This is a genomic window from Arthrobacter sp. zg-Y919 (assembly GCF_030142045.1).
In the GTDB taxonomy this organism is placed as follows: Bacteria; Actinomycetota; Actinomycetes; order Actinomycetales; family Micrococcaceae; genus Arthrobacter_B.
Genome location: NZ_CP126242.1, coordinates 2,025,985 through 2,051,894 on the forward strand (window position 1 = coordinate 2,025,985; position 25,910 = coordinate 2,051,894).

The window sequence follows — 25,910 nt, forward strand, 5'->3', positions numbered from 1 at the left end:
CGGCCGCAGGCACCACTCGCTTAGCGTTCATCCGCCCATGAGGAGTACCCAAAACATGTTCCCAGCAGACAGCGTCCGGAAAGGCCGGTCCGCGAAGAAGCGCGCGTCCACCCTTACCGCCGGCCTTGCCCTGAGCGCCCTCGTGCTCTCGGGCTGCGCCCAAAGCAACCGCGAAGAAGGCGACGCCGGTGCTTCCGGTGACGTAGACGGCACCTTCGTCTTCGCAGCCTCGTCCGATCCCAAGTCCCTCGATCCGGCCTTCGCCTCCGACGGCGAATCCTTCCGCGTCAGCCGCCAGATATTCGAAGGCCTTGTCGGCGTCGAACCCGGCACCGCGGACCCGGCACCGCTGCTGGCCAAGTCCTGGGAAGCCTCCGACGACGGCATGACCTACACCTTCGATCTCGAGGAAGGCGTCAAGTTCCACGACGGCACCGACTTCAACGCCGAAGCGGTCTGCGCGAACTTTGACCGCTGGTACAACTTCACCGGCATCCAGCAGGCCGAAAGCCAGGCTTACTACTACGGCATGCTGTTCAAGGGCTTCTCCGACTCCCCTGACACCGCGACCTACAAGTCCTGCGAAGCCTCCTCGGACTCCGAAGCCGTGGTGAGCCTGAACAAGCCCTTCGCCGGTTTCGTTGCCGCCCTCTCCCTGCCCGCGTTCAGCATGCAGAGCCCGGCGGCCCTGGAGGAGTTCGGTGCCAACAACTCGTCCGGAACGGCCGAGGCTCCTGAGTTGACCGAATACGCCAAGGCCCACCCCACCGGCACCGGCCCCTACAAGTTCGACGGGTGGGACGTGGGCAACCAGCTCACCCTGTCCCTGAACGAGGATTACTGGGGCGGCGGCGAACCCCAGGTCACCGACATCATCTTCCGCGTGATCGACGATCCGCAGGCCCGCCGCCAGTCGCTGGAGTCCGGCGACATCGACGGCTACGACCTCGTGGCCCCCGCCGACACTGAGTCACTGGCCGCCGCCGGTTTCAACGTGGTCCCGCGCGATCCCTTCACCATCCTGTACTTGGGCATGAACCAGCAGGTGCCCGAACTGGCCGACCCCAAGGTCCGCCAGGCAATCTCGCACGCCATCGACAAGGAAGCACTGGTCAGCCAGACGCTTCCCGAGGGCACCAAGGTCGCCACCCAGTTCATCCCCGACGTGGTCAACGGCTACAACGAAGACGTCACCACGTACGAGTACGACCCCGAGAAGGCCAAGTCCCTGCTCGCCGAAGCCGGCTACCCGGACGGTTTCAGCGTGGACTTCAACTACCCGACCGGCGTCTCCCGGCCGTACATGCCCACCCCTGAGCAGGTCTTCACCAACCTGAGCGCCCAGCTGGCCGAAGTTGGCATCACCGTCAACCCGCAGCCCGACAAGTGGTCCCCGGACTACCTGGACCGCGTGCAGGCCGGCTCCGACCACGGTCTGCACCTTTTGGGCTGGACCGGCGACTACAACGACACGGACAACTTCGTGGGTGTGTTCTTCGGTCAGGAGAAGCCGGAGTTCGGCTTCAACAACCCGGACATCTTCGCTGCCCTGGAAGAGGCACGCCAGGTGTCCACCCTCGAGGAGCAGACACCGCTCTACGAGCAGATCAATGAAGACATTGCCGAGTTCGCACCGGCCGTCCCGCTGGCCCACCCGGCGCCGTCGCTCGCGTTCTCCGAGCGGGTCGAGTCCTACCCGGCCAGCCCGGTGAACGACGAGGTCTTCAGCGACATCAAGCTCAAAAAGTAACACCTTAGAGGAGGCCGGGGACCCGCGGGTCCCCGGCCTCCTCCGCGCCTCGTCTTTTCCTCCCAGATCCTCCAGCCCCACAGCTGGGAAAGGACACTCGTGCTACGAGTCATCGGCAAACGCCTTCTTATGCTGATCCCCACCCTGATCGGCCTTTCGATCCTGCTGTTCCTCTGGGTGCGCAACCTGCCCGGAGGTCCGGCCACTGCCCTGCTGGGCGACAAGGCCTCCCCCGAAGCCATTGCCAACATCAATAAGGCCTACGGGTTCGACCGCCCGCTGATCGAGCAGTACTTCACCTATGTCGGCAAGCTCCTGCAGGGCGACTTCGGAACGTCCATCGTCACCGGACGCCCCGTGCTGGAGGAATTCGCCACCCGCTTCCCCGCCACGGTGGAACTGGCTGTCGTCGCCCTCATCTTCGCCATCGGCATCGGCATTCCGCTGGGCTACCTGGCGGCCAGCCACTACGGGCGTTTCTGGGACCACTCCTCCGTGGTCCTGTCCCTGATCGGCATTACTGTCCCCGTGTTTTTCCTCGCCTTCATCCTCAAGTGGGTGCTGGCCATCCAGTTGGGTTGGTTCCCCACCGACGGACGCCAGGATCCACGTATCGACGCCACGCACGTGACCGATTTCTATGTACTGGACGGTCTGCTCACCCGGGAATGGGACGCGTCCTGGGACGCCATCCTGCACCTGGTGCTTCCGGCCATCGCACTGGGCACCATTCCCCTGGCGATCATCGTGCGCATCACGCGGGCGTCGGTCCTGGAAGTCCAAGGTGCGGACTACGTGCGCACCGCCCGCGCCAAGGGCCTGATGGAGAAAACCATCCGCGGCCGCTTTGTGCTGCGCAACGCCATGCTGCCGGTGACCACCACCATCGGCCTGCAGACCGGGCTGCTGATCTCCGGCGCCGTTCTGACGGAAACGGTGTTTGCCTTCAGCGGTATCGGCAGGTTCCTGAGGGATGCAATCTTCGCCCTCGACTATCCCGTCCTGCAGGGATTCATCGTGTTCATCGCCGTGGCGTATTCACTGATCAACCTGCTGGTTGATGTGTCCTACGGCTTCATCGATCCAAGGGTGCGTGTCCAGTGAGTACTACTCTGCCTCCCGCTGCCGGCGGGTCCGTCCTTCCGGAAGGCGCACCGACGGCCAAGCCCGCCACCGGCAGCGGCATGTGGAAAGACGCGTTCCGCCGCCTGCGCCGCAACCCGGCTGCCGTCACCGGCGCCGTCATCGTTGGCCTGTTCATCCTGGTCGCCATCCTGGCTCCGCTGCTGGCGCCCTACGGCGGCAATGACCTGCCGGGCCGCACGGATATCACCCCCACCCGCATTCCGGGGCCGGGAGACCTGGACGGCTACCCCCTGGGCCTGGACCGTTTCGGCGGCGATGTCCTCTCCAAGCTCATCTGGGGCGCCCGCGCGTCGCTGATCATCGGCGTGGTCTCCACGGCGCTTGGCCTTGCGGGCGGGGTGCTGCTCGGTGTGATCGCAGGCGGCCTCGGCGGCTGGGTGGACAGCGTGATCATGCGCTTCGTCGACATCCTGCTCTCCGTGCCGAACCTGCTGCTGGCAGTAAGTATCGCCGCCCTCCTGGGACAGAGTTCGCTGGCAATCATGATTGCCATCGGCGTCTCGCAGGTGCCCATCTTTGCCCGGCTGCTGCGCTCGTCGATGATCTCCCAGCGCAGCGCCGACTACATTTTGTCGGCGCAGACGCTGGGGCTGAGCCGGCGCACCATCACCATGAGCCACCTGCTGCCGAACAGCATGGGACCGGTGATCGTGCAGGCGACCCTGACTCTGGCAACAGCGGTCATCGACGCCGCGGCGCTGTCCTTCCTGGGCCTCGGCGGCGGCCTGCCGCAGACCGCCGAATGGGGCCGGATGCTTACCTACGCGCAGGCCGAACTGGCCGTGGCTCCGCAGCTGGCCTTCCTCCCGGGTATCTGCATTGCAGTCACCGCACTTGGTTTCACGCTGCTGGGCGAGTCCCTCCGCGAGGCGCTGGACCCCAAGACCCGGAGAAAATAGCCACTTGGAACGTGGCCCCCGGAACCAGGTGTCCCGCATCAAGACAGCATTAGAACAGCATCAAGCGAACGGAAGGGCCCTCCCACCGGGAGGGCCCTTCCGTTTGTCCGCTGTCCGCTGTCCTCAGGCGCCCTGACCGGCCCCGGCTCCTGCCACCGCGTCAAGCGAGGCGAGATACCCGGCATTGCCGTGCAGCGCCGGCAGGTACCGTTCCAGCTCCTCCGCGGAGACATTCTCCGCAAGCAGGACCAGGAGCCCTGCGAGCGCGGCGTTCACCTTGCCCGCCGCATGCAGCGTCAGGGCCTCGAAGGCGCCGAGGGACACCGAGCCGGGAAAGGCCTGCCGGGCACGGGCAAAAACCACCAGCGATTCCTCCGTGCGGCCAAGGATCCTTAAGGTGCTGCCGTACTGCAGGTAGCAGCGGCGCAGCACATCGCCTTCCAGGCCCCGGGCCAGGGCCCGCTCATAGAATCCCGCCGCCGTCGACTCTTCACCGGCGGTGTCATAGGCACCGCCGACTTCATACAGGACCCGGGCGTTGCCCGGATACCGGCGGTGGACGCCGAGCAGCGCCGCAATGGTTGGCGCCATGTCCTCACGGTTCCGGGCTGAAAGCAGCGCCTCCAGCTCGGCCTCCAGTTCCCTCCCGGCGGTATCCGGTGTTTGCTCCACTGCTAGGAAGCCAGCTCGTCGTCGACGGTCAGTCCGCCGTCAATGTTCAGCTCATTGCCGGGTATCGAGGCCAGGAGCTTCCGGGTGTAGGGATGGCGGGGATTGGAGAAGACTTCCTCGGAGCTCGCCGCTTCCACCAGTTCGCCGTCCTTCATCACGCACACGTAGTCGGAGATGAGGCGGACAACCGCCAGGTCGTGGGAGATGAAGAGGTAGCTGAGGCCGAACTCGCGCTGCAGGTCCCCCAGCAGCTGCAGGATCTGGGCCTGCACCAGGACGTCCAGTGCCGAGACCGGTTCATCACAGACGATCAGCTCCGGCTGCAGTGCCAGGGCGCGCGCAATCGCCACGCGCTGCCGCTGCCCGCCGGAAAGCTCGGCCGGATAGCGGTGCAGCATCTCCTTGGGCAGCGCCACCTGGTCCATCAGTTCCAGCACGCGCCGGTGGCGCTCGGCCTTATCCCCGCGGCGGTAGGTCTTGAGCGGCTCTTCCAGGATGCGTTCGATGGTGTACATCGGGTCCAGCGAGGAATAGGGGTCCTGGAAAATCGGCTGCACCCGCTGGCGGAAGCTCCGCAGCTGGGCCTTGTCCAGGGTGCCGACATCCATGCCGTCGAAGGTCATGGTTCCGCTGGTGGGTTCAATCAGTTTCAACAGCATCCGCGCGGTCGTGGTCTTGCCCGACCCCGACTCCCCCACAATGGCCACGGTGCGTCCGCGCGGGATGTCCAGCGTGACGTTCTTCGCGGCGTAGAAATCGTCGGCACGGCCGCGGATCTTGAAAACCTTGGTCAGGTCACGGAATTCCACGATGTTGTCCGGCGCGGTTTCGGTCCCGGCGGGGGCGGCATCGCGGTCGCCCGCTGCGGACGGCGCCGCTGCTGTCCCGCTCTTCGGTGCGGCATGCCCGGCAAAGGCACCGGGGCTCAGCCGCACCGCAGCGACGCTGGGCGCTGCGCGGACCAGGGCCTGGGTGTACGGGTGCTGCGGATCCTCCAGGAGTTGCCGGGCTGGGCCCGTTTCGACGACCTCGCCGCGGTGCATCACCACGAGTTCGGAGGCACGTTCGGCCGCCAGCCCCAGGTCATGGGTGATCAGCAGGACGGATGAGCCCAGTTCCTCGGTCATCCGGTCGATCTGGTCCAGGATGGTCCGCTGGACCGTGACGTCCAGGGCGCTGGTGGGTTCGTCCGCGATCAGCAGGCGGGGACGGCAGGCCAGGCCGATGGCAATCAGGGCCCGCTGGCGCATGCCGCCGGAGAATTCATGGGGGTACTGCTTGGCCCGCTCCGCGGCGTTGGGCAGACCGGCAGCGGTCAGGACCTCCACGACCTTCCGGTCCACGTCCTTCGACGTCGCCATGCCGTGCACCAGCAGGGTTTCGGCAACCTGGGTCCCGATCTTCGTCACGGGATTGAGGTTGGACATCGGGTCCTGCGGCACCAGTCCAATGGACCGTCCACGGATGGCCCGCATCTTCGACTCGGGAAGGCCTACCAGCTCCTGCCCATCAAAGCGGATGCTGCCCGAAGCCACGGTGCCGTTGCCCGGCAGCAGGCCGATGACGGCCATGGCGGTAGTGGATTTACCGGAGCCGGACTCCCCGACGATGGCCAGGGTCTTCCCTGCCGGGAGGGAAAAACCGGCGTTGCGCACGGCAGCAACTTCTCCGTCCATGGTCCGGAAGTTAACGGCGAGGTTGCTCACCTCGAGCAGGGGCGAAGCAGTGGTCAAATCAGTCATTTCCCCATCCTGCCCCACTCACGCCCCTTGTGACGCGTGTCTCACAGCTGTTTACCGGTTTTTAATCATTTAGAATGGAAAATCATCGATTTATGAGGGATGGAGCGTCCCGGAGGAGTATTCACCGTGGCGAATGCCGGCACTGCAAAACCCGGAACCGGCAGTTCTGCCCTGTCCCGCCGCACACTTATCGGCGCCGCAGCGGCGGCTTTTATGCTTGCCGGCTGCAAGGCAGCGGCAGATGAAACCCCGACCCCGGCGCCCAGCCCGACCGCAACCGGACCGGCCGGCCCGAACGGGCGGTTCACCATGGCCACCGCCGCCAATCCGGTAACCCTGGACCCCGCGCTGGCCGTCGACACTGAGTCCTTCCGGGTGACCCGGCAGGTCTTTGAAGGCCTCGTCGGCGTCGATCCCCTGACCTCCGCCCCGACACCGCTGCTGGCGAAGAGCTGGACGAAGTCGGAGGACCGCAGGACGTACACCTTTGAACTGCGCCGCGATGTCACGTTCCACGACGGTGAACCCTTCAACGCGGAGGCCGTCCGCCGGAACTTCGAACGCTGGTTCAACCTGCCCGAATCCGCGCGCAGCGATTCCCTCATGTACCGGTCGGTCTTCCGCGGGTTCTCGGATACCCCCCAGACCGCGGTCTACAAGGAATGCACGGCGGTCGATGAATACACGGTACGGGTGCAGCTGACGGAGCCGCTGGACAGCTTCATCCCCGCACTCGCCGCCCCGGCCTTCGGCATGTCCTCGCCGAAGGCCCTGGCTGACGGCAGCGCCGACGACCTCACCCAGGAACGCAACGGGCGGAGGGTTTCCGCCTACGGCGTGCAGCCTGTCGGCACCGGCCCGTTCCGCTTCGTCGGCTGGGACGGCGACACCGTCGAGCTGGCTGCCTACCCGGAGTACTGGGGCGAACCAGGCCAGATCGGCACCGTGGTCTTCAAGACGATTTCCAGCCCTGAGGGCCGGCTGCGGGCGCTGAAGAAGGAACAGGTGGACGGCTACGACCTGGTGACCGTCAACGACGTCGGCGACCTGGCGCGCAACGGCCAGCAGATCCAGCAGCGTGACCCCTACTCCATCCTCTACCTGGGCATCAACTCGAATTTCCCCGGCCTGGACAACGTCCTGATGCGCCGGGCCGTAGCCCACGCCATCGACAAGCCCGCGGTTCTGGACGGCCTGTTCCTCAACGGCACCAAGCCGGCCAACCAGTTCCTCCCAGAAAAGCTGGGGCTGACCTCCGACTCCGCCACAGGTTACGGGTATGACACCGACAAGGCCCGGGAACTGCTCCTGGAAGCCGGCTACGACGGCCGGGAGCTCCCCTTCTACTACCCCCGCCACGTCACCCGCACGTACCTGCCCACACCGGAGAAGGTCTACGCCAGGCTGAGCAGCCAGCTCACCGCAGCGGGGTTCAACATCCGTCCGGTCCCGGTGGACTGGTCGGAGGGGTACCTCGAAAGGGTGCAGGGCAAGGAGGACCGGGCGTTCCACCTGCTGGGACTTGCGGGCACCTACGAAGCCGGGGACAACTTCGTCGGAACACTTTTTGGCCGCTATACCGAGGAATTCGCTTTCAACGACCCCGAGGTATTCCTCGGTGTCGACAAGGCACGGGCCTTCCCGGAAGGCCAGGAACAAACCGATGCCTACCACGCGATCACCGACCGCATTTCGGAACGCGTGCCGGCGGTCCCGCTCGCCTTCCCGATCTCCGCCCTCGCCCTCTCCCCCCGTGTTTCCTCCTATCCCACCAGCCCGGTCCTGCACGAAATCTTCAACCGGATTACGCTCACGGAACGCTGAGTCCGCGCGGCACCCCTCCACCGCAATAGGCGCACCCTCTCCCGCTGACGGATTACCTGCGGCAATAATTTTAGGAAGGCACCTGATCGGGATACGCTTCTATGGCTAGCGCCCACGCGACTGGAGAAGATGTTGACTGCTAATAGCCCGGCGGATAATTCCGCAACGAAAACTGATGTACTGCTGATCGGCGGCGGCATCATGAGCGCAACCCTTGGGGCGTTCCTGAAGCAGCTTCAGCCGGATTGGGACATTTCCCTCTACGAGCGCCTCGACCGCGCAGGCCTGGAGAGTTCCGACCCCTGGAACAACGCCGGAACCGGCCACGCCGCCCTCTGCGAACTGAACTACAGCCCGGCCGCGGCCGACGGATCGGTTGACCCGGCCAAGGCAGTGGGTATCAACGAGCAGTTCCAGGTTTCCCGTCAGTTCTGGGCGCACCTCGTCTCCGCAGGCCACATCTCCAACACCTTCATCAATCCGCTGCCGCACATGAGCTTTGTCTGGGGTGACGCACACTCCGAGTACCTGCGCCGCCGCTACGAGTCCCTGAGCGCACAGCCCCTGTTCAAGACCATGGAGTTCTCCGAGGACCCGGCCAAGCTGGCGGAATGGGCTCCCCTGATCATGGAAGGGCGCGACCCGTCACAGCGCGTCGCCGCCTCACGCGTCGCCGGCGGCACCGACGTCGACTTCGGTGCGCTTACCCGTGAACTGACGAACTACCTCGGCGCCAACGGCGTGAACATGCACTTCGGCCACGAGGTCGGCAACGTGTCGCGTTCCTCCACCGGCGGCTGGGACGTCAAGGTCAAGGACCGCGCCAGCGGCACCACCAGCACCGTCTCCGCCCGCTTCGTCTTCATTGGCGGCGGCGGCGGAGCCCTGCACCTGCTCCAGGCCTCCGGCATTCCCGAGGGCAAGGGCTTCGGCGGCTTCCCGGTATCCGGCCAGTTCCTGCGCTCCACGGACGAATCCATCATCTCCCGCCACAACGCCAAGGTGTACGGACAGGCCTCGGTGGGTGCGCCGCCCATGTCTGTGCCGCATTTGGACACGCGCTTCGTCAACGGCCAGCGGTCACTGCTGTTCGGGCCGTACGGCGGTTTCTCCCCGAAGTTCCTGAAAACCGGTTCATACCTGGACCTTCCGCTTTCGGTCCGCCCGTCCAACCTCGTCCCCATGCTGGGCGTGGCCAAGGACAACATGAGCCTGGTCAAGTACCTCGTCACCGAGGTGATGAAGACTCGCGAGGGCAAGACGCAGGCGCTGCAGGAATTCATGCCGTCCGCACAGACCGAAGGCTGGGACCTCATCACTGCGGGCCAGCGCGTGCAGGTGATCAAGAAGGATCCGAAGAAGGGCGGCGTGCTGCAGTTCGGCACCGAACTCATCACCGCCGCCGACGGGTCCATCGGCGCCCTGCTCGGTGCTTCCCCCGGTGCCTCCACGGCGCCGCCCATCATGATCAACCTCCTCAAGCGTGCCTTCCCCCGCCAGTTCGATGGCTGGGAGCCGAAGATCAAGGAAATGATCCCGGGCTACGGGGTCAAGCTCAACGAAAACGAGCACCTCGCCGAAGAGATCGAAACCGACACCAATAAGGTCCTGGGGCTCTCCTAGCCCCGGCCGCGCCCGCGGCGCAGCCCTTCCCTCCCGGGTGGGGCTGCGCCGCGAAGCGTTTCCCGGCCCCGGAACGTCGGCGCCGTCCAACTCCAGTTCGCCCTTCCTAAGGCAGGATCATGGACCGATTGGCCAGGCTGTCCCTTTCCAACCGGGCGCTCATTGCCCTGATCACGGTGTTCGTGGCCGTTTTCGGGGTCATCTCGATGGGCTCGCTGAAGCAGGAACTGATCCCGTCGCTGGAGTTTCCCCAGATCAGCGTGATCACGGCCCTGCCGGGGGCTTCCCCGGAGGTGGTGGACGCCCAGGTCAGCGAACCGCTCGAAGGCGCCCTGACCGCTGTGGAAGAGCTCGAGGAATCCACCGCCACGTCCCGTTCCGGCATTTCCACCATCAGCCTCACCTTCGCCTACGGCACGGACCTGGACCGGGCGCGCGGGCAGGTGGACCGGGCCATTTCCAACGCCCGCCAGCTGCTTCCCGAGGACGCCAATCCCCAGTCCCTGGCCGGAAGCATCAGCGATTTCCCGATCGTCTACCTTGCGGTGTCCTCGGATGAACCACTGGCGGAGCTCAACGCGGACCTGCAGCGCCTGACCGTTCCCCGCCTGCAGAAGATCGAGGGGGTCCGCACGGCCGAAGTCACCGGCGGTGCAACCCGGCACGTCGCCATCCTGCCCGACAACGCGGCCCTTGCCGCTTCCGGGGTCACCCCCGCGGCCATCGTCGACGCCCTTGAGAACAGCGGAGACCTGCTGCCGGCCGGCACGGTCCAGGAAGACGGCCGCACCCTGTCGATCCAGGTGGGCGCACCCCTGGACAGTCTCGAAAAGATATCGGGCCTGCCGGTCGAATCCAGCTCCCCTACGGCGGACAGCACCCCGGTGACCATCGGCGACGTGGCATCGGTGGACATCACCGAGGACGAGTCCAGTTCCATCACCCGCACCAACGGTGAAGCCACCCTGGCAGTGTCGATCACCAAGACCCCGGCCGGGGACACTGTGGGCATCTCGCACCAGGTCATGGACCTGCTGCCGTCGCTTCAGGATGAGCTGGGCGGAGGCGCGGTCTTCACCGTCATTTTCGATCAGGCCCCCTTCATTGAAAAGTCCATTTCGGACCTCACCACCGAAGGGCTGCTCGGCCTCGGCTTCGCTGTCCTGGTGATCCTGGTCTTCCTGCTCTCCCTCCGCTCCACGCTCGTCACCGCGGTTTCCATCCCGCTTTCGCTGCTGGTGACCTTCATCGGGCTGCTGGCGTTCGGGTACTCCCTGAACATCCTGACCCTCGGGGCCCTGACCATCGCCATCGGCCGGGTGGTGGATGACTCGATTGTGGTGATCGAGAACATCAAGCGGCATCTGGGGTACGGCGAGGACAAAACCGCCGCCATCCTCACGGCCGTCCGTGAGGTCGCCGGTGCGGTCACGGCCTCCACCCTCACCACAGTGGCCGTGTTCGCTCCCATCGCCTTTGTCGGAGGGCTGGCCGGAGAGCTGTTCCGGCCGTTCGCGGTGACCACTTCCCTGGCGCTCCTCGCCTCGCTCCTGGTCTCCCTGACCATCGTGCCGGTACTCGCCTACTGGTTCCTGAAGTCGTCCCCGCCGGTTGCCGATCCGGCCGCCTACCGGGCCCAGGCTGAGGAACGCGAGTCGCGGACCATCCTGCAGCGCGGCTACCTGCCGATCCTGCGCACCACCCAGCGCCACCCGGTGTTCACGGTTGGCGCCGGCGTGGTCATCCTGGCGGCTACGGCTGCCATGACTCCGCTGCTGCCGACCAACCTCCTGGGCGACACCGGCCAGAACACCTTCAGCGTGCGGCAGGAGCTGCCCGCCGGAAGCTCGCTGGAACGCACATCGGAGGCGGCCGGAGAGGTCGAGGAGATCCTGGGCGGCATCGAGGGCGTTAAGGATGTCCAGGTCACCATGGGCACTTCCACCTCCGGCCTGGCGGCCTTCACTGCAGGCGGTTCCTCGGTGGCCAACTTCACCGTGATCACCGAGGAAGGAGTGGATCAGGAGGCCCTGCGGGAAGACGTGCGGTCCGCACTCGATGAGGCCGACGACGCCGGCGAGGTCACGCTGGGCAGCACCGGCGGCGGTTTCGGAACCTCCAACACCGTCGAAATCTCGCTGTCCGCCGGTGACCCCGCGGAACTGCAGCCGGCCAGTGACGCCGTCGTCGACGCCATGTCCGATCTGCCCGGGGTCGCCCAGGCCAGCTCCAACCTCTCCGCCTCCCAGCCCCAGGTCCAGGTCACCATCGACCGCGCCAAGGCGGTGGCTGCGGGCCTGAACGAGCAGCAGATTGCCGGCCTGGTGGCCTCCACCATCAGCCCCCTGCCCGCCGGAACGGTCCGGCTGGGCACCGACGACCTGCCGGTGCTCATCGGTGAAGGAACCCCGGTCACCTCGCTGGAACAGCTCAACGGCATTTCCGTGCCGGCCGGGAGCGGGACCGTGCCGCTGAGTGCGCTGGCAACCATCGAGGAGGTGGAGGTGCCGACGTCGGTCTCCTCCTCCGGCGGCGAACGCACCGCCGTCGTCTCCGTCTCCCCCGACGGAGATAATCTGGGCGGCACCATTACCGAGGTCCAGGCCAGGCTGGGCGACGTTGACCTGCCGGCCAGCGTCACCGCCGAGCTCAGCGGCGCCGCGACACAGCAGAACGAGTCCTTCACGCAGCTGGGATTGGCCCTGTTGATAGCCATCGCGATTGTCTACGTGATCATGGTGGCCACCTTCAAGTCCCTGCTGCAGCCCCTGATCCTGCTGGTCTCCATCCCGTTCGCGGCTACGGGAGCCATCCTGCTGCTGCTGATCACCGGTGTGCCCCTGGGGCTGGCGTCACTGGTCGGCATGCTGATGCTGGTGGGCATTGTGGTGACGAACGCCATTGTCCTGATGGACCTGATCAACCAGTACCGGCAGCCGCGGGGGGACGAGCCGGCCATGAACGTGGAGGACGCCGTCTTCCGCGGTTCCCGGCAGCGGCTGCGTCCCATCCTCATGACCGCCCTGGCCACCGTTTTCGCCCTGACCCCGATGGCCCTGGGCGTGACCGGTGAGGGCAGCTTTATCTCGCGCCCGCTGGCCATCGTGGTGATCGGCGGCCTGATCTCCTCCACCGCCCTGACCCTGATCCTGGTGCCGGTGCTCTACCGCCTGCTGGAGGGTTCCCGCGAGAAGCGCCGGCAGCGGAAGCAGGACACCGGGGCAACCGCCGCAGCCCGGGTAAAGACCGGCGTCTAGCCGGACGGCCCCTTCCGGGAGGCTGTGCCGGGAATGAACCTCCGCCGCCGGCGGTTAGGGAAGGTATATGCATTTGCATATACTTGAAGAAACTTCCAACCCCCCTCCGGAGGCCAGCATGCAGATCGGTGTCTTCAGCGTCAGCGATATCACCCGGGATCCCGTCACCGGGCTCGTCCCCACCGAGGCTGAGCGGATCAAGGCCGCGGTGGCCATTGCCCGCAAGGTCGAAGAGATCGGCATGGACGTCTATGCCACCGGCGAGCACCACAACCCGCCCTTCTATGCCAGCTCCCCCACCACGCTGCTGGGCTACATTGCCGCCCAGACCGAGCGCATCATCCTCTCCACCACCACCACGCTGATCACGACCAATGATCCGGTCAAGATCGCCGAGGACTTCGCCATGCTCCAGCACCTGGCGGACGGCCGCGTGGACCTGGTCCTGGGCCGGGGCAACACTGCACCGGTGTATCCCTGGTTCGGCAAGGATCCGCAGGACTCGGTGGAACTGACCGTGGAGAACTACAACCTGCTCCGCCAGCTCTGGGACAAGGACACCGTGAACTGGGAGGGCAAGTTCCGCACTCCCCTGCGCAACTTCACGGCTACGCCGCGGCCGCTCGACGGCGTCGCCCCGTTCGTCTGGCATGGCTCCATCCGTACGCCGCAGGTCGCCGAGATCGCCGCCTACTTCGGCGACGGGTTCTTCGCCAACAACATCTTCTGGCCGAAGGAGCACTACATGCAGCTCATCGGCCTGTACCGCGAGCGTTACGAGCACTACGGGCACGGCCGCGCGGACCAGGCCATAGTGGGCCTGGGCGGCCAGTTCTTTATGCGGAAAAACTCCCAGGACGCCGTCAACGAGTTCCGCCCGTACTTCGACAATGCGCCCGTCTACGGACACGGTCCGTCCATGGAGGACTTCACGGCGCAGACTCCGCTGACCGTGGGAAGCCCGCAGGAAGTGCTGGAGAAGACCCTGAGTTTCCAGGAGTACTTCGGTGACTACCAGCGCCAGCTTTTCCTTATCGACCACGCCGGGCTGCCGCTCAAGACCGTCCTCGAGCAGCTGGACCTCTTCGGCGAATACGTGCTGCCCGAGCTTCGGAAGGAATTCGATTCGCGCCGCCCGCAGGACGTTCCGGAGGGTCCCACCCATGCAGCGCGCGTCGCCGCCCGCGCTGCGGCGGCCGGCACGGCGTCGGCCTCCGCTGCGGTTCAGTAGGCTGGAACGATGCACCCCACAGACGACGTCACCGCGAAACAGGCCGCCGAAACATGGGAGTCGCTGTTCCGCGTCCAGGTGGGCGTGATGCGGCGCCTGCAGCGGGACCCGGAATTCCGGGAACTCACCATGCGGGAGTACGACGTCCTGTTTAACCTGACCCGTTGCCCCGGGGGCTGGACCCGGCTGAACGAGCTCAATGAACATCTGCTCATCAGCCAGCCCAGCCTGAGCCGGATGGTGGACCGGCTCCAGGCCCGGGGACTGGTGCAGCGCCGCCCGGCCGAGCAGGACCAGCGCGGCGTGGAACTCTCGCTCACCGATGAGGGACGGGCCGTCCAGCGCCGCCTGGGCCGTATCCACGTACGCGGCATCCAGAAACTGCTGGCACCGGCCCTGGACAGTGCGGAACTGGCGCAGCTGAAGGAACTTACGGACAAGGTCCTGGCGAGCCTGGCGGACCCGAGCGGGGACTAGGCAGCCGCCTCCGTCAGCGGTGGGTCGGCAAACGCGAGCCTGGGCACCAGCAGCAGGACAGCCGCCGCGATAAACGCCGTCACGGAACACACGGCCCAGACCGTCAGGTAACCCTGCAGCGGGGCCACCGTCCCGGCGTCCGCGGCTCCGCCCGAGAGCGCGTCAGCTGCCGCGCCGGCCAGCGCGATCCCGAAGACCGCCGAGGCGAAGGACCCGCCGATGGTCTTGGTGGTGTTGGTCAGCCCGGTCGCCATGCCGGTCCGGTTCAAAGGCGCCGCGGCGGCAGCAGCCGAGGGAAGCGCGGCCACCAGCGCCCCGGAACCGAGCCCGGCCACCACCATGTTCACCAGGGCCTGCGGCAGCGTGTCGTGGAAGGGCAGGAAGAGGCCGTACCCGATGCCCACCAGGAGCGATGCCCCCACCAGCGTGTTCCGCGGAGTGGTCCGCCGGGCCGCCAGGGGGAAGAGCAGCGCACCTAGAAGCAGGGCGAAGACGTAGGTACCGATGATGATGGACACCTGCGAGGCCGCCAGTCCCAGCCCGTAGCCGTGCAGTCCCGGATCGGTGCGGGCAAACGTGGACATGGGCGCCTGGGCACCAAGGACCGAAATGCCGAACAGCCCCGCGGTGAGCTGGACCGGCCACATGGACGGGCTCCGCAGCATCCGGAAGTCCACCAGCGGGTCCTTCTGCCCCAGTTCATACCGGACAAAGGGAATGAACGCTGCGGCACCGACGGCCAGGACGGCCCATACCCACCAGGTCTCCGGGCCGTTGATCCGCAGGAAGGTCAAGCCGGAGGTCAGCAGCAGCAGCCCGGCAGCCAGCAGCACGAACCCGGTGCGGTCCACGGTGCCGCCGTCCAAAGCGGTGGATTCGGGTACCCCGAAGTACACCGCGAAGATGCACAGGGTCACCGCGGCCGCGGGCAGGCACAGCGTCAGCCACAGCGGGAGGTGCTCCACCAGGACCCCGCCCAGCAGGGCTCCGCCGATCACCCCCAGCTCAAGGGCGCCGACCAGCAGGCCCGCCGCCTTGCGGGTGAGGACCGCACGGTCCGGCGCGTGCCGCAGCCGGCTGAAGATCAGGGCGATCTCCATCGGCAGCCAGACCACGTAGAAGCCCTGGAACGACCACGCCGCCAGGAAGGTCCAGAAATCCGGGGCGAAGGCCACCCCCCAGGACGCTGCAGCCGTCAGGACCGTAGCGGCCAGCAGGATGCGTTTGTGCCCGTAGATGTCGCCGAGTTTAGCCAGGATCGGTACTGCCAGCGCACTGAGCATCAGCTGGGCGGATTCAAACCAGTTGACGTCGCCGTCGTCGATCTCCAGGTGCCGGGCAATGTCGGTGAGCAGCGGCGTGTAGTAGCCCTGCAGGATACCGCTGGTGATTTCCACCAGCACCAGGAACCACACGAGGGGACCGATCATGCGTAGCCCGGACGCGGAGGGCGCGGGCATCAGAGCCCACCCATCAGCGACTTGTAGAAGAGGATGCCTTCGCCGAAGGTCTCAATGCCGAGCCGTTCGTTGTCGGCGTGGATGCTGGCCCGGTCCGCAGCACTCATACGGAACGGGGCGAACCGGTACACGGCGTCGCAGATGGAGGTGAAGCGGCGCGCGTCGGTTCCGCCCAGCATGATGTACGGCACCGGAACAGCGTCCGGGAAGCAGCCCTTGATGGTGTCCGAGAGCAGGGCGAACTGGGCGTTGTCCGTCGCGGAGACCGGAGAAGGCTCGTTGCCCTCGACCACGCGCAGGCTCACCTTGGGGTCACGGATAATCGACCGCAGACGCGCCACCGTCGATTCCACCGTCTCCCCCACGGCCACCCGGATATTGGCGTTGGCAGTGGCCCGCGTGGCCAGGACGTTGGATCCCTTGCTCCCCCGCAGCTGGGTCACGGCGACGGTGGTGCGGGTCATCGCATTGGGTTCCCCGCCAAGGAGGCCGAACACCCGGGTCAGCACACCCCGCAGACGGGCTGCGTTGCCCAGCACCAGGCGCGGCAGCAGCGGCGCTGCCGCGGACAGCCGCTGGATCATGTCCACGCTGACGTCCGGCAGGGATGCCGGGAACGGGCGTTGGTCCAGGCGGACAACCGCACGGGCCAGCCGCGCCGTCGCGCCCATCCGGTGCGGCGTGGACGCATGCCCGCCGGCGTCCTCCACCGCCAGTTCGACGTCGAGGATGCCTTTTTCGGAAACGCCGACGACGGCGAGCGGTACAGAGACGAAGGGGAACGCGCCGGAGGCCACCGCACCCCCTTCGTCCAGCACCAGCCAGGGACGGATGCCGCGTTCAGCGAGCAGGGCAGCCGCAGCAGCAGCCGTGTCGCCGGCCGTCTCCTCGTTGTCGCCGAAGGAAAAGTAGATATCCGCCGCCGGTGCGAACCCCTCGGCGAGGAGCTGTTCGGCCGCTTCCATGACGGCGGCCAGTGCGCCCTTGTCATCGAGGGCGCCGCGGCCCTCGATGGTGGTCTCCGTGACCGTGCCGGCGAACGGCGGATAGTCCCACCGGTCCGGGTCCTCCACGGGGACCACGTCATAGTGGGCCATCAGCACCGTGGGACCCCGGCCGTCCGCCGCGCCCGCGGCAGGCTCCGCCGCGGCTTGCCCGGGCCAGCGGTACAGCAGCCCGAAGCCGTTGACCCGTTCCAGCTGCAGGGCAGCGGAAACACGTGGAAAGAGTTCAGGCAGCGCGGCGATGAAGGCCTCGAACTGGTCCGTCTCCACCTCCCCGGGCACCCGCGAAGAGACAGTGCGGCAGGTCAGGAGCCGGGCAAGCTTGGGGGCGGCCATCCGGCCAAGGAGGGCCGCGGACGGCGCGGGGGTGGTAAGCATGGGGCGAGTGTAACCGGAGTGCCGTGGGTCACAGTCAGCCGTGGAAGGAATGTTACTGAGGAGTAACCAACTCGTGGCGGGTCAGGCCTCCGGGGCTGCCGCAGCGTGCAGCAGCGGCAGCATCCGCCCCTGGAAGTGCGTGTTCAGCACAATGACCGAGGAGGTCCGCAGGACGGTGTTGGTGGCCACGATCGCGTCGATCACCCGCTGCAGGTCCGAATTGGACCGCGCGGCAACCCGGGCCAGCAGGTCGCTCTCCCCCGACACGGTATGCACCTCCTGGATTTCCGGAATCCGGGACAGCGCCGCGACCACGGCGTCATGGCCGGTGTCCTGGCGGATGGTGAGCGAGCAGTAGGCGACGACGTCGTAGCCCAGCGCCTCGGCGTCGATCCGCGGACCCCAGCCGGCGATGACGCCTGTTTCCTGCATCCGGTCCAGGCGTGCCTGCACCGTGGCCCGGGCGACTGAGAGCCGGCGCGAGGCCTCCAGCACCGACATCCGGGGGTTGTCGGTGAACAGGGTGACGATACGGGCGTCCAGCGCGTCGGTGGGCATGGGGTCCTTTCCGGGACTAAGCACAGGCAGTGTACAAATTGTAGAGGCAGCACGGATGTCCACCGGAACCGGGCACACACAAAGCGGCCTTAAGATGGAATCAGGTGTACATTTCCGCAGCGGCTTCCCCGGCCTGCCGGCGGACCCACCGGCAGCCAATCCGTTCGTTCTAAGGCCTCTCCCGTTATGCCCAGTTCCACCCGCCCGTCCAGCGCTGATACTGCACTTCCGGCGGGGGAACCGTCCGGTACGCGGAAGATGCAGCCGAGGCACCTCGTCCTGATGAGCCTGGGCAGTGCCATCGGCACCGGCCTCTTCGTGGGCTCCGGGGAAGGCATTGCAGCAGCCGGTCCCGCCGTGCTGATCTCCTTCCTGATCGCCGGAACCATGGTGATTCTCATCATGCGCATGATGGGCGAGATGGCTGCGGCCGACCCCAGCAGCGGGGCGTTTTCCGTGTATGCGGAGAAAGCCCTGGGACGTACGGCCGGCACCACTGTCGGGTGGATGTGGTGGTTCCAGATCGTGATCGTCATAGCCGCGGAGGCCACGGCCGCTGCCGCCATCGTCGCCTCCCTGGTTCCCGGCGTCGAACAGTGGGTGCTGGCCCTTGCCTTCATCATCGTGTTTACCGCCGTCAACCTGGCCGGGGCTGCCAGCCTGGGTGAATTCGAGTACTGGTTCGCGATCCTCAAGGTTGCGGCAATCATTATCTTCCTGGGCGTCGGCGTTGCCTTCGTGGCCGGCCTGCTGCCCGGTGTCCCGTCACCGGGCACCTCCAACCTCTTCGGCAACGGCGGCTTTATGCCCAACGGGCTGACCGGCGTGGCCTCGGGCCTGCTGCTGGTGGTGTTCGCCTTCGGCGGCACCGAGATCATCACCATCGCGGCGGCGGACACCGAAGAGCCGTCCAAGAACATTGCCGGGGCCATCAACTCGGTCATCTGGCGGATCCTGGTCTTCTACATCGGCTCCGTCCTGGTGATGGTCACCGTGCTGCCCTGGGACAGCGAAGCCCTCAGCACCGGCCCCTTCGTGGCCGTCCTGCACGCCGCCCAGGTACCCGGCGCGGACACGGTCATGGCCGTCGTGATCGTCATTGCGCTGCTGTCCGCCATGAATGCGAACCTGTACGGCGCGTCCCGGATGATCTACTCCCTGGGCGAGCGCGGCCGGGCACCGGCAGCCCTGGGCCGGCTCGGGTCCGGAGGGGTGCCGCGCCGCGCGGTGCTGGCGTCAGTGGTCTTCGGCTTTATTGCCGTGGTGCTGAACTACCTTTACCCCGAGACGGTGCTGATGATCCTGCTCAACACCGTCGGTTCCACCTGCCTGGTGGTCTGGGGCATCTCCATCGTTTCGCAGATCATCCTGCGCAAGCGCGCGGAAGCGGCCGGCGTCGAACTCAGCTTCAAGATGTGGGCCTTCCCCTGGCTCTCCTACTTCGCCCTCGCCCTGCTGGCGGGCATTGTCATTCTCGGGTTCTTCGATCCCGACGTCCGCGTCCAGCTCCTGGCGACGGCGGCGCTGAGCGCGCTGCTGGTGCTGCTGGCCTGGTCCTTCGAGCGCCGAAGCGCCGCCAAGGCCCGCACCTCGCCCCGCAACCCGGCGGCATAGCCGGGCGGGGTCCGGCCCGGAGCATGCCTTAGGCAAACTGCCAAGCCCAGGTGCCGGCTGACCGACACATTTGTACAGACTGTGTCATGTTCCTGATGCTGTTTGCCCACTGTGGCGCAAGGCACTAGGTTGCGGACTATGGACAATAATCTGCAACCTGCGGCCCTGCCCGCGGAGGAACTCCGGCAGCTTTACCGCCTGGTCACCGCCGTCCGGCAGCTGGACCTCGCCGCAATCGCCTGGCAGCGCCAGGGCATCATCCCCGGCTACGCCCCGGAACTGGGCCAGGAAGCCGCCCAGGTGGGCAGCGCTTTCGCCATGGACCCCGAACTGGACTTCGTTTTCCCCACCTACCGGGAAATGGGGGTTGCCCTGACCATGGGCGTGGACATGACCGCCTATATGTCCACCCACAAGGCCAGCTGGCACGGCGGCCTTTACGATCCGGTGCAGACCCGGCTTGCTCCGATCCAGGCAGTGGTCGGCGGATCAGTGCTGCACGCCGTGGGCTGGGCACACGGCCAGACCCTCTCCGGCACGCGCGGCGTCGCCCTGACCTATTTCGGCGACGGCGCGAGCTCGCAGGGCGATGTCCATGAAGCGATGAACTTCGCCGGCGTGCTGAAAGCACCGGTCATTTTCTTTGTCCAGAACAACTGCTGGGCCATTTCGCTGCCCACCGAGGCCCAGGTGGCCGGCGGCACCGTCGCCGCCCGTGCCGCCGGGTACGGCATCAAAGCCATCACGGTGGACGGCAACGACGCCGCCGCCGTCGTCCTCGCCACCCGCGAGGCCGCCGCGCATGCCCGCGCGGGGCACGGACCCGTGCTGATCGAGGCCATGACCTACCGCCGCGGCCCGCACTCCACCAGTGACGACCCGGGCAGGTACCGCAGCCTGGAGGAGGAGCGCCGCGACGCCGGCGCCGACCCGGTCCAGCTGCTCGCCGACCGGCTCCTGGCCGAGGGAATCGCGGACCGCGGCTTCCTCGACACCGCGCTGCAGGACGCCAACGCCAATGCCGACCGCGTCCGCGAAGGGGTTATGCAGCTGGGAACCAGGCCCGGATCCGAAATGTTCGACTTCGTTTTCGCCGAACCCACCGAAGCACTGAAGGCCCAGGCCCGCGCCTGGCGGGAGGAATCCGAACATGTCTGATCAGCAAAGCACCACGGCGGTCGACGCCGTCCCCTCCTCTGACCTGGAAGCCGCCGCGCGGAACGCCGGGCAGGCCCGGTCCGGTCCGGTCCCCTCCCCCGCGGACGGCGCAGGACGGGTGGAAAACCTGTCGATGCAGGCGGCCCTGAACCGCGCCCTGGCCGAAATCCTGGCGGAGGATCCCAAAGCCGTGGTCCTGGGTGAGGACGTGGGACGGCTCGGCGGCGTCTTCCGCATCACCGACGGCCTGCAGCAGCGCTTCGGCGCCGACCGCGTCTTTGACACCCCGTTAGCTGAATCCGGCATCCTCGGCATGTCGGTGGGACTGGCGATGGCCGGTTTCCGCCCCATTCCCGAAGTGCAGTTCGACGGCTTCGCCTACCCGGCCGTGAACCAGATCATCACCCAGCTGGCCCGGATGAACTACCGCAGCCGCGGCACCCTGCCGATGCCGGTGACCCTGCGGGTGCCCAGCTTCGGCGGCATCCGCGCCCCCGAACACCACGGCGAATCCCTCGAAGCGCTGTTCGCCCATGTGCCGGGACTCAAGGTGGTCTCACCGTCCAGCCCGCATGAGGCCTACCACCTGCTGAAGCACTCCGTGGCACGTCCGGACCCGGTCATCTTCATGGAACCGAAGTCCCGGTACTGGCAGAAGGGCGACGTGGCCCTTGACGACGCCGGCCCCCTGGAGGGCGCCAAGGTGGTCCGCCCGGGCAAACACGTCACGCTGGTGGCGTGGGGTGCCATGGTGGCCCGCTGCCTCGCCGTGGCCGAACTGGCTGCCGAGGACGGGATCGAGGTGGAGGTCCTGGACCTGCGCTGGCTGAAGCCGATCGACGCCGACGGACTGGCGGCCTCGGTGGCACGGACCCGGCGCGCCGTCGTCGTCCATGAAGCGCCGCTGACCTCCGGCCTGGGCGCCGAGGTGGCCGCCCTGATCACCGAACGCTGCTTCGACACCCTGCGCGCACCGGTTGGGCGGGTCACGGGATTCGACGTACCGTATCCCTCAGGCGATCTTGAAGACGAATACATTCCGAACATCGACCGCATCCTGTTCGGAATCCAGCGAGTATTGGAGTACCGGCGTGGCTGAAATCCCCTTCCCCCTTCCCGACCTCGGCGAAGGCCTCATCGAAGCGACCGTGCTGGAATGGCTGGTGGCCGAGGGCGATCAGGTGGAACGCAACCAGCCGCTCGTGGAGGTGGAAACCTCCAAATCCGCTGTTGAGCTGCCGTCCCCGCAGGCCGGACGCGTGGCACGCACGTACGGCGAACCCGGTGAAAAAATCAACGTGGGCGAGCCGCTGATCGTCTTCGAAGTGCCGGACAACACGGCCGGCATCGTCGGCACGGTCCCCTCGGAGGCACCGGCCCGGCGCCGGGTCCGCCTGACCGCCGTTCCGGACGAGGACTAGGCGGTGGCCGGCCCGGGTTCCGTGGTGGAAGGCACCAACCCGCACCTGCTGGTGGAGATCACCGGGCCCGACGGCGGTACGGGTGCCGTGGGTGCCCTGCGGCCGGTGCTGCTGCTGCACGGCTTTGCCTCCAGCTCGGAGCTGAACTGGCAGACCTCGGGGTGGATCCCCGCCCTGACCGCCGCCGGCCGGCGCGTCATCACGGTGGATCTTCCCGGCCACGGCGGCAGTGCCGCCCCGGACGACCTTGATTCCTACCGTCCAAGCCGCATCCGGGCGGACCTGCTGCAGGTGCTGCAGGACGCCGGGGTATCCCCTCTCACGGACAACGATCCCGCCAGCGGCCTGGACATCATCGGCTATTCGCTCGGCTCCAGGCTCGCCTGGGAATTCGGGGCGACCCAGCCCGAACTGGTGCACCGCATGGTGCTGGGCGGGCCGGGCAGCGGCGACCCGCTGGCCGACTTCGACCTGGACGCCGCCCGGGAAGCGGCGGCCGGCGGGGCACCCGTGGCGGATCCCGGCACCGCCGAACTGCTGCGGATGGCACAACTGGTCCCGCAGAACCGCCTGACCGCCCTGTTCCGGATGATCGAAGCCATCAAGGAGGAGCCCTTCTCCCCCGCCGCGGCCGTGCCGGCCATGCCGCTGCTGCTGGTCGCCGGGGACCGGGACGCGCTGGCGGTCACGGCACCGGAACTGGCCGCCCTGAGCGGTTCCGCCGAACTGGTGCAGCTTCCTGCCCGCACCCACACCAACGCCGTGACCTCACGGGCGTTCAAGAACGCCGCCCTGGAGTTCCTGAACGGCTGACGCCCGGAGGTTACAGCTTGGTCACATACGCCGGATTTTGCCGCCGACACGCAGATCCGGGCGCTAAGATGGGACCGCTGGTGGGCTAGCCTGAGATTGATCAGCGTACTGATTGTTTCAGGCTCTCTTCCTGCTTCACCGTTTACCCCTCTAGGAGGACACCCGTGGATGTACTCCTTGGGCACCGCTACCGCACCACCGAACTCATAGGGTCCGGCGGTGCCGCATCGGTGTACCGGGCAGTGGACCAGAACCTCGGGCGGGAAGTCGCCGTCAAGATTTTCGGTGCCGGGATCCACGGAGACGACGAAGCACGCCGCCAGCAGACCGAGATGCAGCTGCTGGCAACCTTGACCCACCCCGGCCTCGTGACGCTCCTGGACGCCGGAGTCACCGTTGACTCCGAAGGCCGGACGTCCAGCTACCTCGTGATGGAACTCGTTGACGGGCCGGACCTGCGCGGGAAGCTCAAAGAGGGTCCGCTCTCCTCAACCGCCACGGCAACGCTCGGCGCGGACGTGGCCGACGCACTGAGCTACGTGCACAGCAACGGAGTCATCCACCGTGACGTAAAACCCGCGAACATCCTGCTGTTCCCCCAGGAAGACAAAGACACCCGGCTGTATCCGCGGCTCACGGACTTCGGGATCGCCCGGATGGTTGAGGCCACCGTCGCCACGGCCCACGGCGCCACCATCGGAACAGCCAATTACCTGAGCCCGGAACAGGCGCAGGGCGCCGCCGTGGAACCGCGCACCGATGTGTACTCCCTGGGCCTGGTGCTCCTGGAGTGCCTCACCGGCGAAAAGGCGTTCCCCGGCCCCATTGTGGAAGCCGCCGTGGCACGCCTGCTCCGGGACCCCGAGATCCCCGAATGGGTGGATTCCGACTGGACTGACATCCTGCGTGCCATGACGTCCCGTCTGGTTGATGCACGCCCCGAGATCCACGACGTGGCGGTGGCGCTTCGCTCCCTCGCTTCCGAAGCCCTCCTGCTGGACGGTCCCGGAATGGCGGCTCCGCCGCAGGACGGCACCCCGGACAGCTCAGCGGACAGCCAGCCGGTCACCGGCGAACCCGCCACGGGCGGCGTGACCACAGGGAACATCTACATTCCGGCTCCGCCGGCGCATGCCCCCAGCCTGGGGTAGGCGCTTTCGATAAAGCCAACGCAAAAACGGATCGGTCCCGAGGGGCCGATCCGTTTTTTCTTGCCTGGAGCATTCCGTGCGCCGAACAGGGACGCCTATTTGCCGTCGTCGGCCGCGTCGTCCTCTTCGGGCTCAAAGTTCGAGGGTTCCTCGGTGCTCGCGGCCGCGATTCCATCCTCACTCTGGGGGATGGTGCCGTCCGGGCCCTGCGAACCGGTCTTCGGCTGATCTTCGCGGCCGGATTCCTTGTTTCCCATGGTGTTTCTCCTTTGTGATGCTCGCTGGCCTACTTATCGATACTAGGCCAACCGTGGCGCAGCCAACACCTGCGGACGGTTCAGGCCTGCGCTTGTTTCCGGGACGCGTTCCGCGACGCTGCGCGGACGGCAACCAGGCTCAGGACCAGAAGGGCCGCGGCGGACGCCGTCGGCACCATAAAGGCGTGGCTGTAGCCATGGGAGTCCGCCAGCCGTCCGGCTACGGACGAACCAAGCGCGGTACCGGTGACGACGCCGCTGGCCAGCATGGTCATGACGGTACCCATCAGTTCACGGGGTGCCACAATGGCGCCGATACCGAAGATGCTCACCATGGTCGGGCCTACCGGGATGCCCAGGACCAGCAGCACCACAACCATGGTGCCGATATCCGCGGGCAGGAAAAGCAGGAGAGTGAATGCGGTCATGGCAGCGGCGCACAGCACCCACCGGCCGGCCGTCCCGAAACGCTCGGGCCAGAAGGCGACGGAAAGGGCTGCGACGGCGGAGCTGAGTGCCATGACGGCGTAGATCAGGCCGGCCGACGAGGCGACGCCGAAGCTGCCGGCAAATGCCGTCAGGCTGGTCTGGGTGGAACCGAAGAACGATCCCATGGCGACCATGCCCAGCACAGGAACCATGATGACCAGCCACTGCGGACGGTTCACCGGGGCCGTATCGTCTGCCTGTCCGGCGGCGGGAGCCACACCCTTGCGGGAAGTCCTGGCCCGGCGGGCTGCGGGAACCACGTGCTCCACGGTGCGGTGCACGGCAAACGCAGTCACCATGCTCGCGGTCAGCACCGCGGCGAGGGCCAGCGGCATCCAGGGGGCGACGGCGGCCGCGAGGAGGCCCACGAGGGCCGGGCCCAGCACGAAGGTCAGTTCATCTGCTGTGCCTTCGTATGCGAGGGCCGTATCCATTTCGCGTCCCTGCGGCCGGCGTGCGGTCATGGCCATCCAGCGGACGCGTGCCATGGGTCCGACCTGCGGGCAGGAGATGCCCATAAACAGGGCCGCGGCCAGCATCCAGAGCGGACCGTCGGAGGGGTCCAGCAGTGCCGCTGAGAGCAGGAACAGACCGATGGCTACGGGGTTCAGGACGGCGGTGCCCAGCAGGACGGGACGCTGTCCGATCCGGTCGGCGAGGTAGCCCAGCAGCGGGGCGCCCACGGCCGAACCGATACCCACACCGCCGGCGGCGAGGCCGCCGAGGGCGTAGGAGCCGGAAACTTCGGTGATGAGGGTAAGTGCACCGACCGTGAGCATGGCCAGGGGCAGCCGTGCGAGGAAGGCGACGGGGAAGAAGGACTTGCCGGCCAGTGCGAAGATCGCCTGGTAGCGGCCGCCCGGTGAGGATGGTGCCGGCGCTGCGGCGTTATGTGCTGAGGCCTCGTGAACTGCAGTGTCTGCGGCTGCGGTGGCCGCGGCAGCGGTGACGGCCGGGGTGGGGGAAGTGTTGTTGTGGGTCATGGT

At 66.9% G+C, this 25,910-nt stretch carries 21 protein-coding genes; 14 read left to right on the forward strand and 7 right to left on the reverse strand.

The genetic code is table 11. From position 1 onward, the window contains the following. Positions 1-55 precede the first annotated feature (55 nt). From QNO10_RS09545 to QNO10_RS09555, 3 genes are all read left to right on the forward strand, one after another. The gene (locus tag QNO10_RS09545; RefSeq protein ID WP_229950793.1) at positions 56-1,750 is read left to right on the forward strand and encodes an ABC transporter substrate-binding protein; all 1,695 of its coding nucleotides are present in this window, start codon (positions 56-58) and stop codon (positions 1,748-1,750) included. A gap of 99 nt (positions 1,751-1,849) precedes the next feature. Continuing rightward, positions 1,850-2,854: an ABC transporter permease gene (locus QNO10_RS09550; RefSeq protein ID WP_229950792.1), complete on the forward strand. Its 1,005-nt coding sequence runs from the start codon at positions 1,850-1,852 to the stop codon at positions 2,852-2,854. Further along, positions 2,851-3,795, forward strand: a complete 945-nt coding sequence (locus QNO10_RS09555) for an ABC transporter permease (RefSeq protein ID WP_442860285.1) — start codon at positions 2,851-2,853, stop codon at positions 3,793-3,795. The genes QNO10_RS09550 and QNO10_RS09555 overlap by 4 nt, the downstream gene beginning before the upstream one ends. A 123-nt stretch (positions 3,796-3,918) precedes the next feature. Here QNO10_RS09555 and QNO10_RS09560 read toward each other — a convergent pair whose 3' ends face one another. Continuing rightward, the gene (locus QNO10_RS09560) at positions 3,919-4,467 is read right to left on the reverse strand and encodes a tetratricopeptide repeat protein (RefSeq protein ID WP_331460349.1); all 549 of its coding nucleotides are present in this window, start codon (positions 4,465-4,467) and stop codon (positions 3,919-3,921) included. A 2-nt stretch (positions 4,468-4,469) separates the two neighbouring features. After that, the gene (locus tag QNO10_RS09565; RefSeq protein ID WP_229950790.1) at positions 4,470-6,209 is read right to left on the reverse strand and encodes an ABC transporter ATP-binding protein; all 1,740 of its coding nucleotides are present in this window, start codon (positions 6,207-6,209) and stop codon (positions 4,470-4,472) included. A gap of 126 nt (positions 6,210-6,335) precedes the next feature. Between QNO10_RS09565 and QNO10_RS09570 the strand changes: the two genes are divergently transcribed. From QNO10_RS09570 to QNO10_RS09590, 5 genes are all read left to right on the forward strand, one after another. Beyond that, positions 6,336-8,033 (forward strand): ABC transporter substrate-binding protein, encoded by a 1,698-nt coding sequence (locus QNO10_RS09570; RefSeq protein WP_229950788.1) that lies wholly within the window; start codon positions 6,336-6,338, stop codon positions 8,031-8,033. A 129-nt stretch (positions 8,034-8,162) separates the two neighbouring features. Further along, on the forward strand, positions 8,163-9,656 hold the full coding sequence (locus QNO10_RS09575) for a malate:quinone oxidoreductase (protein WP_229950786.1): 1,494 nt from the start codon (positions 8,163-8,165) through the stop codon (positions 9,654-9,656). Positions 9,657-9,775: 119 nt separating this feature from the next. Further along, complete coding sequence (locus QNO10_RS09580; protein ID WP_229950784.1) at positions 9,776-12,913, forward strand: efflux RND transporter permease subunit; 3,138 nt, start codon at positions 9,776-9,778, stop codon at positions 12,911-12,913. 118 nt (positions 12,914-13,031) lie between these two features. Then, positions 13,032-14,144 (forward strand): CE1758 family FMN-dependent luciferase-like monooxygenase, encoded by a 1,113-nt coding sequence (locus QNO10_RS09585; RefSeq protein ID WP_229950782.1) that lies wholly within the window; start codon positions 13,032-13,034, stop codon positions 14,142-14,144. A gap of 9 nt (positions 14,145-14,153) precedes the next feature. Beyond that, positions 14,154-14,621, forward strand: coding sequence for a MarR family winged helix-turn-helix transcriptional regulator (locus tag QNO10_RS09590; protein WP_229950780.1), 468 nt, complete (start codon positions 14,154-14,156; stop codon positions 14,619-14,621). On the opposite strand, the gene QNO10_RS09595 is transcribed toward QNO10_RS09590, so the two are convergent. From QNO10_RS09595 to QNO10_RS09605, 3 genes are all read right to left on the reverse strand, one after another. Continuing rightward, entirely contained in the window at positions 14,618-16,081 is a 1,464-nt protein-coding gene (locus QNO10_RS09595; protein ID WP_229950778.1) for an MFS transporter, read from the reverse strand. The two genes, QNO10_RS09590 and QNO10_RS09595, sit on opposite strands and share 4 nt — an antisense overlap. Beyond that, positions 16,081-17,463, reverse strand: a complete 1,383-nt coding sequence (locus tag QNO10_RS09600) for a M20/M25/M40 family metallo-hydrolase (RefSeq protein WP_229950777.1) — start codon at positions 17,461-17,463, stop codon at positions 16,081-16,083. The genes QNO10_RS09595 and QNO10_RS09600 overlap by 1 nt, the downstream gene beginning before the upstream one ends. A gap of 81 nt (positions 17,464-17,544) precedes the next feature. After that, entirely contained in the window at positions 17,545-18,021 is a 477-nt protein-coding gene (locus tag QNO10_RS09605; protein ID WP_229950775.1) for an Lrp/AsnC family transcriptional regulator, read from the reverse strand. Positions 18,022-18,207: 186 nt separating this feature from the next. On the opposite strand from QNO10_RS09605, the gene QNO10_RS09610 reads away from it, so the two are divergent. From QNO10_RS09610 to QNO10_RS09635, 6 genes are all read left to right on the forward strand, one after another. Next, positions 18,208-19,635, forward strand: a complete 1,428-nt coding sequence (locus QNO10_RS09610; RefSeq protein WP_229950772.1) for an amino acid permease — start codon at positions 18,208-18,210, stop codon at positions 19,633-19,635. 138 nt (positions 19,636-19,773) lie between these two features. Beyond that, positions 19,774-20,793, forward strand: coding sequence for a thiamine pyrophosphate-dependent enzyme (locus tag QNO10_RS09615; RefSeq protein ID WP_229950770.1), 1,020 nt, complete (start codon positions 19,774-19,776; stop codon positions 20,791-20,793). A 133-nt stretch (positions 20,794-20,926) separates the two neighbouring features. After that, positions 20,927-21,892, forward strand: a complete 966-nt coding sequence (locus QNO10_RS09620) for an alpha-ketoacid dehydrogenase subunit beta (protein WP_229950850.1) — start codon at positions 20,927-20,929, stop codon at positions 21,890-21,892. After that, positions 21,885-22,214, forward strand: coding sequence for a biotin/lipoyl-containing protein (locus QNO10_RS09625; protein WP_229950768.1), 330 nt, complete (start codon positions 21,885-21,887; stop codon positions 22,212-22,214). Before QNO10_RS09620 ends, QNO10_RS09625 begins: the two co-directional genes overlap by 8 nt. Positions 22,215-22,217: 3 nt before the next feature. Beyond that, positions 22,218-23,027, forward strand: a complete 810-nt coding sequence (locus tag QNO10_RS09630; RefSeq protein WP_229950766.1) for an alpha/beta fold hydrolase — start codon at positions 22,218-22,220, stop codon at positions 23,025-23,027. A 164-nt stretch (positions 23,028-23,191) separates the two neighbouring features. Beyond that, positions 23,192-24,178, forward strand: coding sequence for a serine/threonine-protein kinase (locus tag QNO10_RS09635; RefSeq protein ID WP_229950765.1), 987 nt, complete (start codon positions 23,192-23,194; stop codon positions 24,176-24,178). A gap of 95 nt (positions 24,179-24,273) precedes the next feature. Here QNO10_RS09635 and QNO10_RS09640 read toward each other — a convergent pair whose 3' ends face one another. Together QNO10_RS09640 and QNO10_RS09645 are read right to left on the reverse strand one after the other, a co-directional pair. Beyond that, positions 24,274-24,435: a hypothetical protein gene (locus tag QNO10_RS09640; protein ID WP_229950763.1), complete on the reverse strand. Its 162-nt coding sequence runs from the start codon at positions 24,433-24,435 to the stop codon at positions 24,274-24,276. An 80-nt stretch (positions 24,436-24,515) separates the two neighbouring features. Then, the gene (locus tag QNO10_RS09645; protein ID WP_229950761.1) at positions 24,516-25,907 is read right to left on the reverse strand and encodes an MFS transporter; all 1,392 of its coding nucleotides are present in this window, start codon (positions 25,905-25,907) and stop codon (positions 24,516-24,518) included. Positions 25,908-25,910 lie beyond the last annotated feature (3 nt).

Bases quoted from the DNA above. Each gene is read 5' to 3' on its own strand.
- QNO10_RS09640 (WP_229950763.1), bottom strand. From the start codon at position 24,435: ATGGGAAACAAGGAATCCGGCCGCGAAGATCAGCCGAAGACCGGTTCG.
- QNO10_RS09595 (WP_229950778.1), bottom strand. From the start codon at position 16,081: ATGCCCGCGCCCTCCGCGTCCGGGCTACGCATGATCGGTCCCCTCGTG.
- QNO10_RS09605 (WP_229950775.1), bottom strand. From the start codon at position 18,021: ATGCCCACCGACGCGCTGGACGCCCGTATCGTCACCCTGTTCACCGAC.
- QNO10_RS09545 (WP_229950793.1), top strand. From the start codon at position 56: ATGTTCCCAGCAGACAGCGTCCGGAAAGGCCGGTCCGCGAAGAAGCGC.
- QNO10_RS09590 (WP_229950780.1), top strand. From the start codon at position 14,154: ATGCACCCCACAGACGACGTCACCGCGAAACAGGCCGCCGAAACATGG.
- QNO10_RS09620 (WP_229950850.1), top strand. From the start codon at position 20,927: ATGCAGGCGGCCCTGAACCGCGCCCTGGCCGAAATCCTGGCGGAGGAT.
- QNO10_RS09600 (WP_229950777.1), bottom strand. From the start codon at position 17,463: ATGCTTACCACCCCCGCGCCGTCCGCGGCCCTCCTTGGCCGGATGGCC.
- QNO10_RS09610 (WP_229950772.1), top strand. From the start codon at position 18,208: ATGCCCAGTTCCACCCGCCCGTCCAGCGCTGATACTGCACTTCCGGCG.
- QNO10_RS09580 (WP_229950784.1), top strand. From the start codon at position 9,776: ATGGACCGATTGGCCAGGCTGTCCCTTTCCAACCGGGCGCTCATTGCC.
- QNO10_RS09565 (WP_229950790.1), bottom strand. From the start codon at position 6,209: ATGACTGATTTGACCACTGCTTCGCCCCTGCTCGAGGTGAGCAACCTC.
- QNO10_RS09575 (WP_229950786.1), top strand. From the start codon at position 8,163: ATGTTGACTGCTAATAGCCCGGCGGATAATTCCGCAACGAAAACTGAT.
- QNO10_RS09585 (WP_229950782.1), top strand. From the start codon at position 13,032: ATGCAGATCGGTGTCTTCAGCGTCAGCGATATCACCCGGGATCCCGTC.
- QNO10_RS09645 (WP_229950761.1), bottom strand. From the start codon at position 25,907: ATGACCCACAACAACACTTCCCCCACCCCGGCCGTCACCGCTGCCGCG.
- QNO10_RS09615 (WP_229950770.1), top strand. From the start codon at position 19,774: ATGGACAATAATCTGCAACCTGCGGCCCTGCCCGCGGAGGAACTCCGG.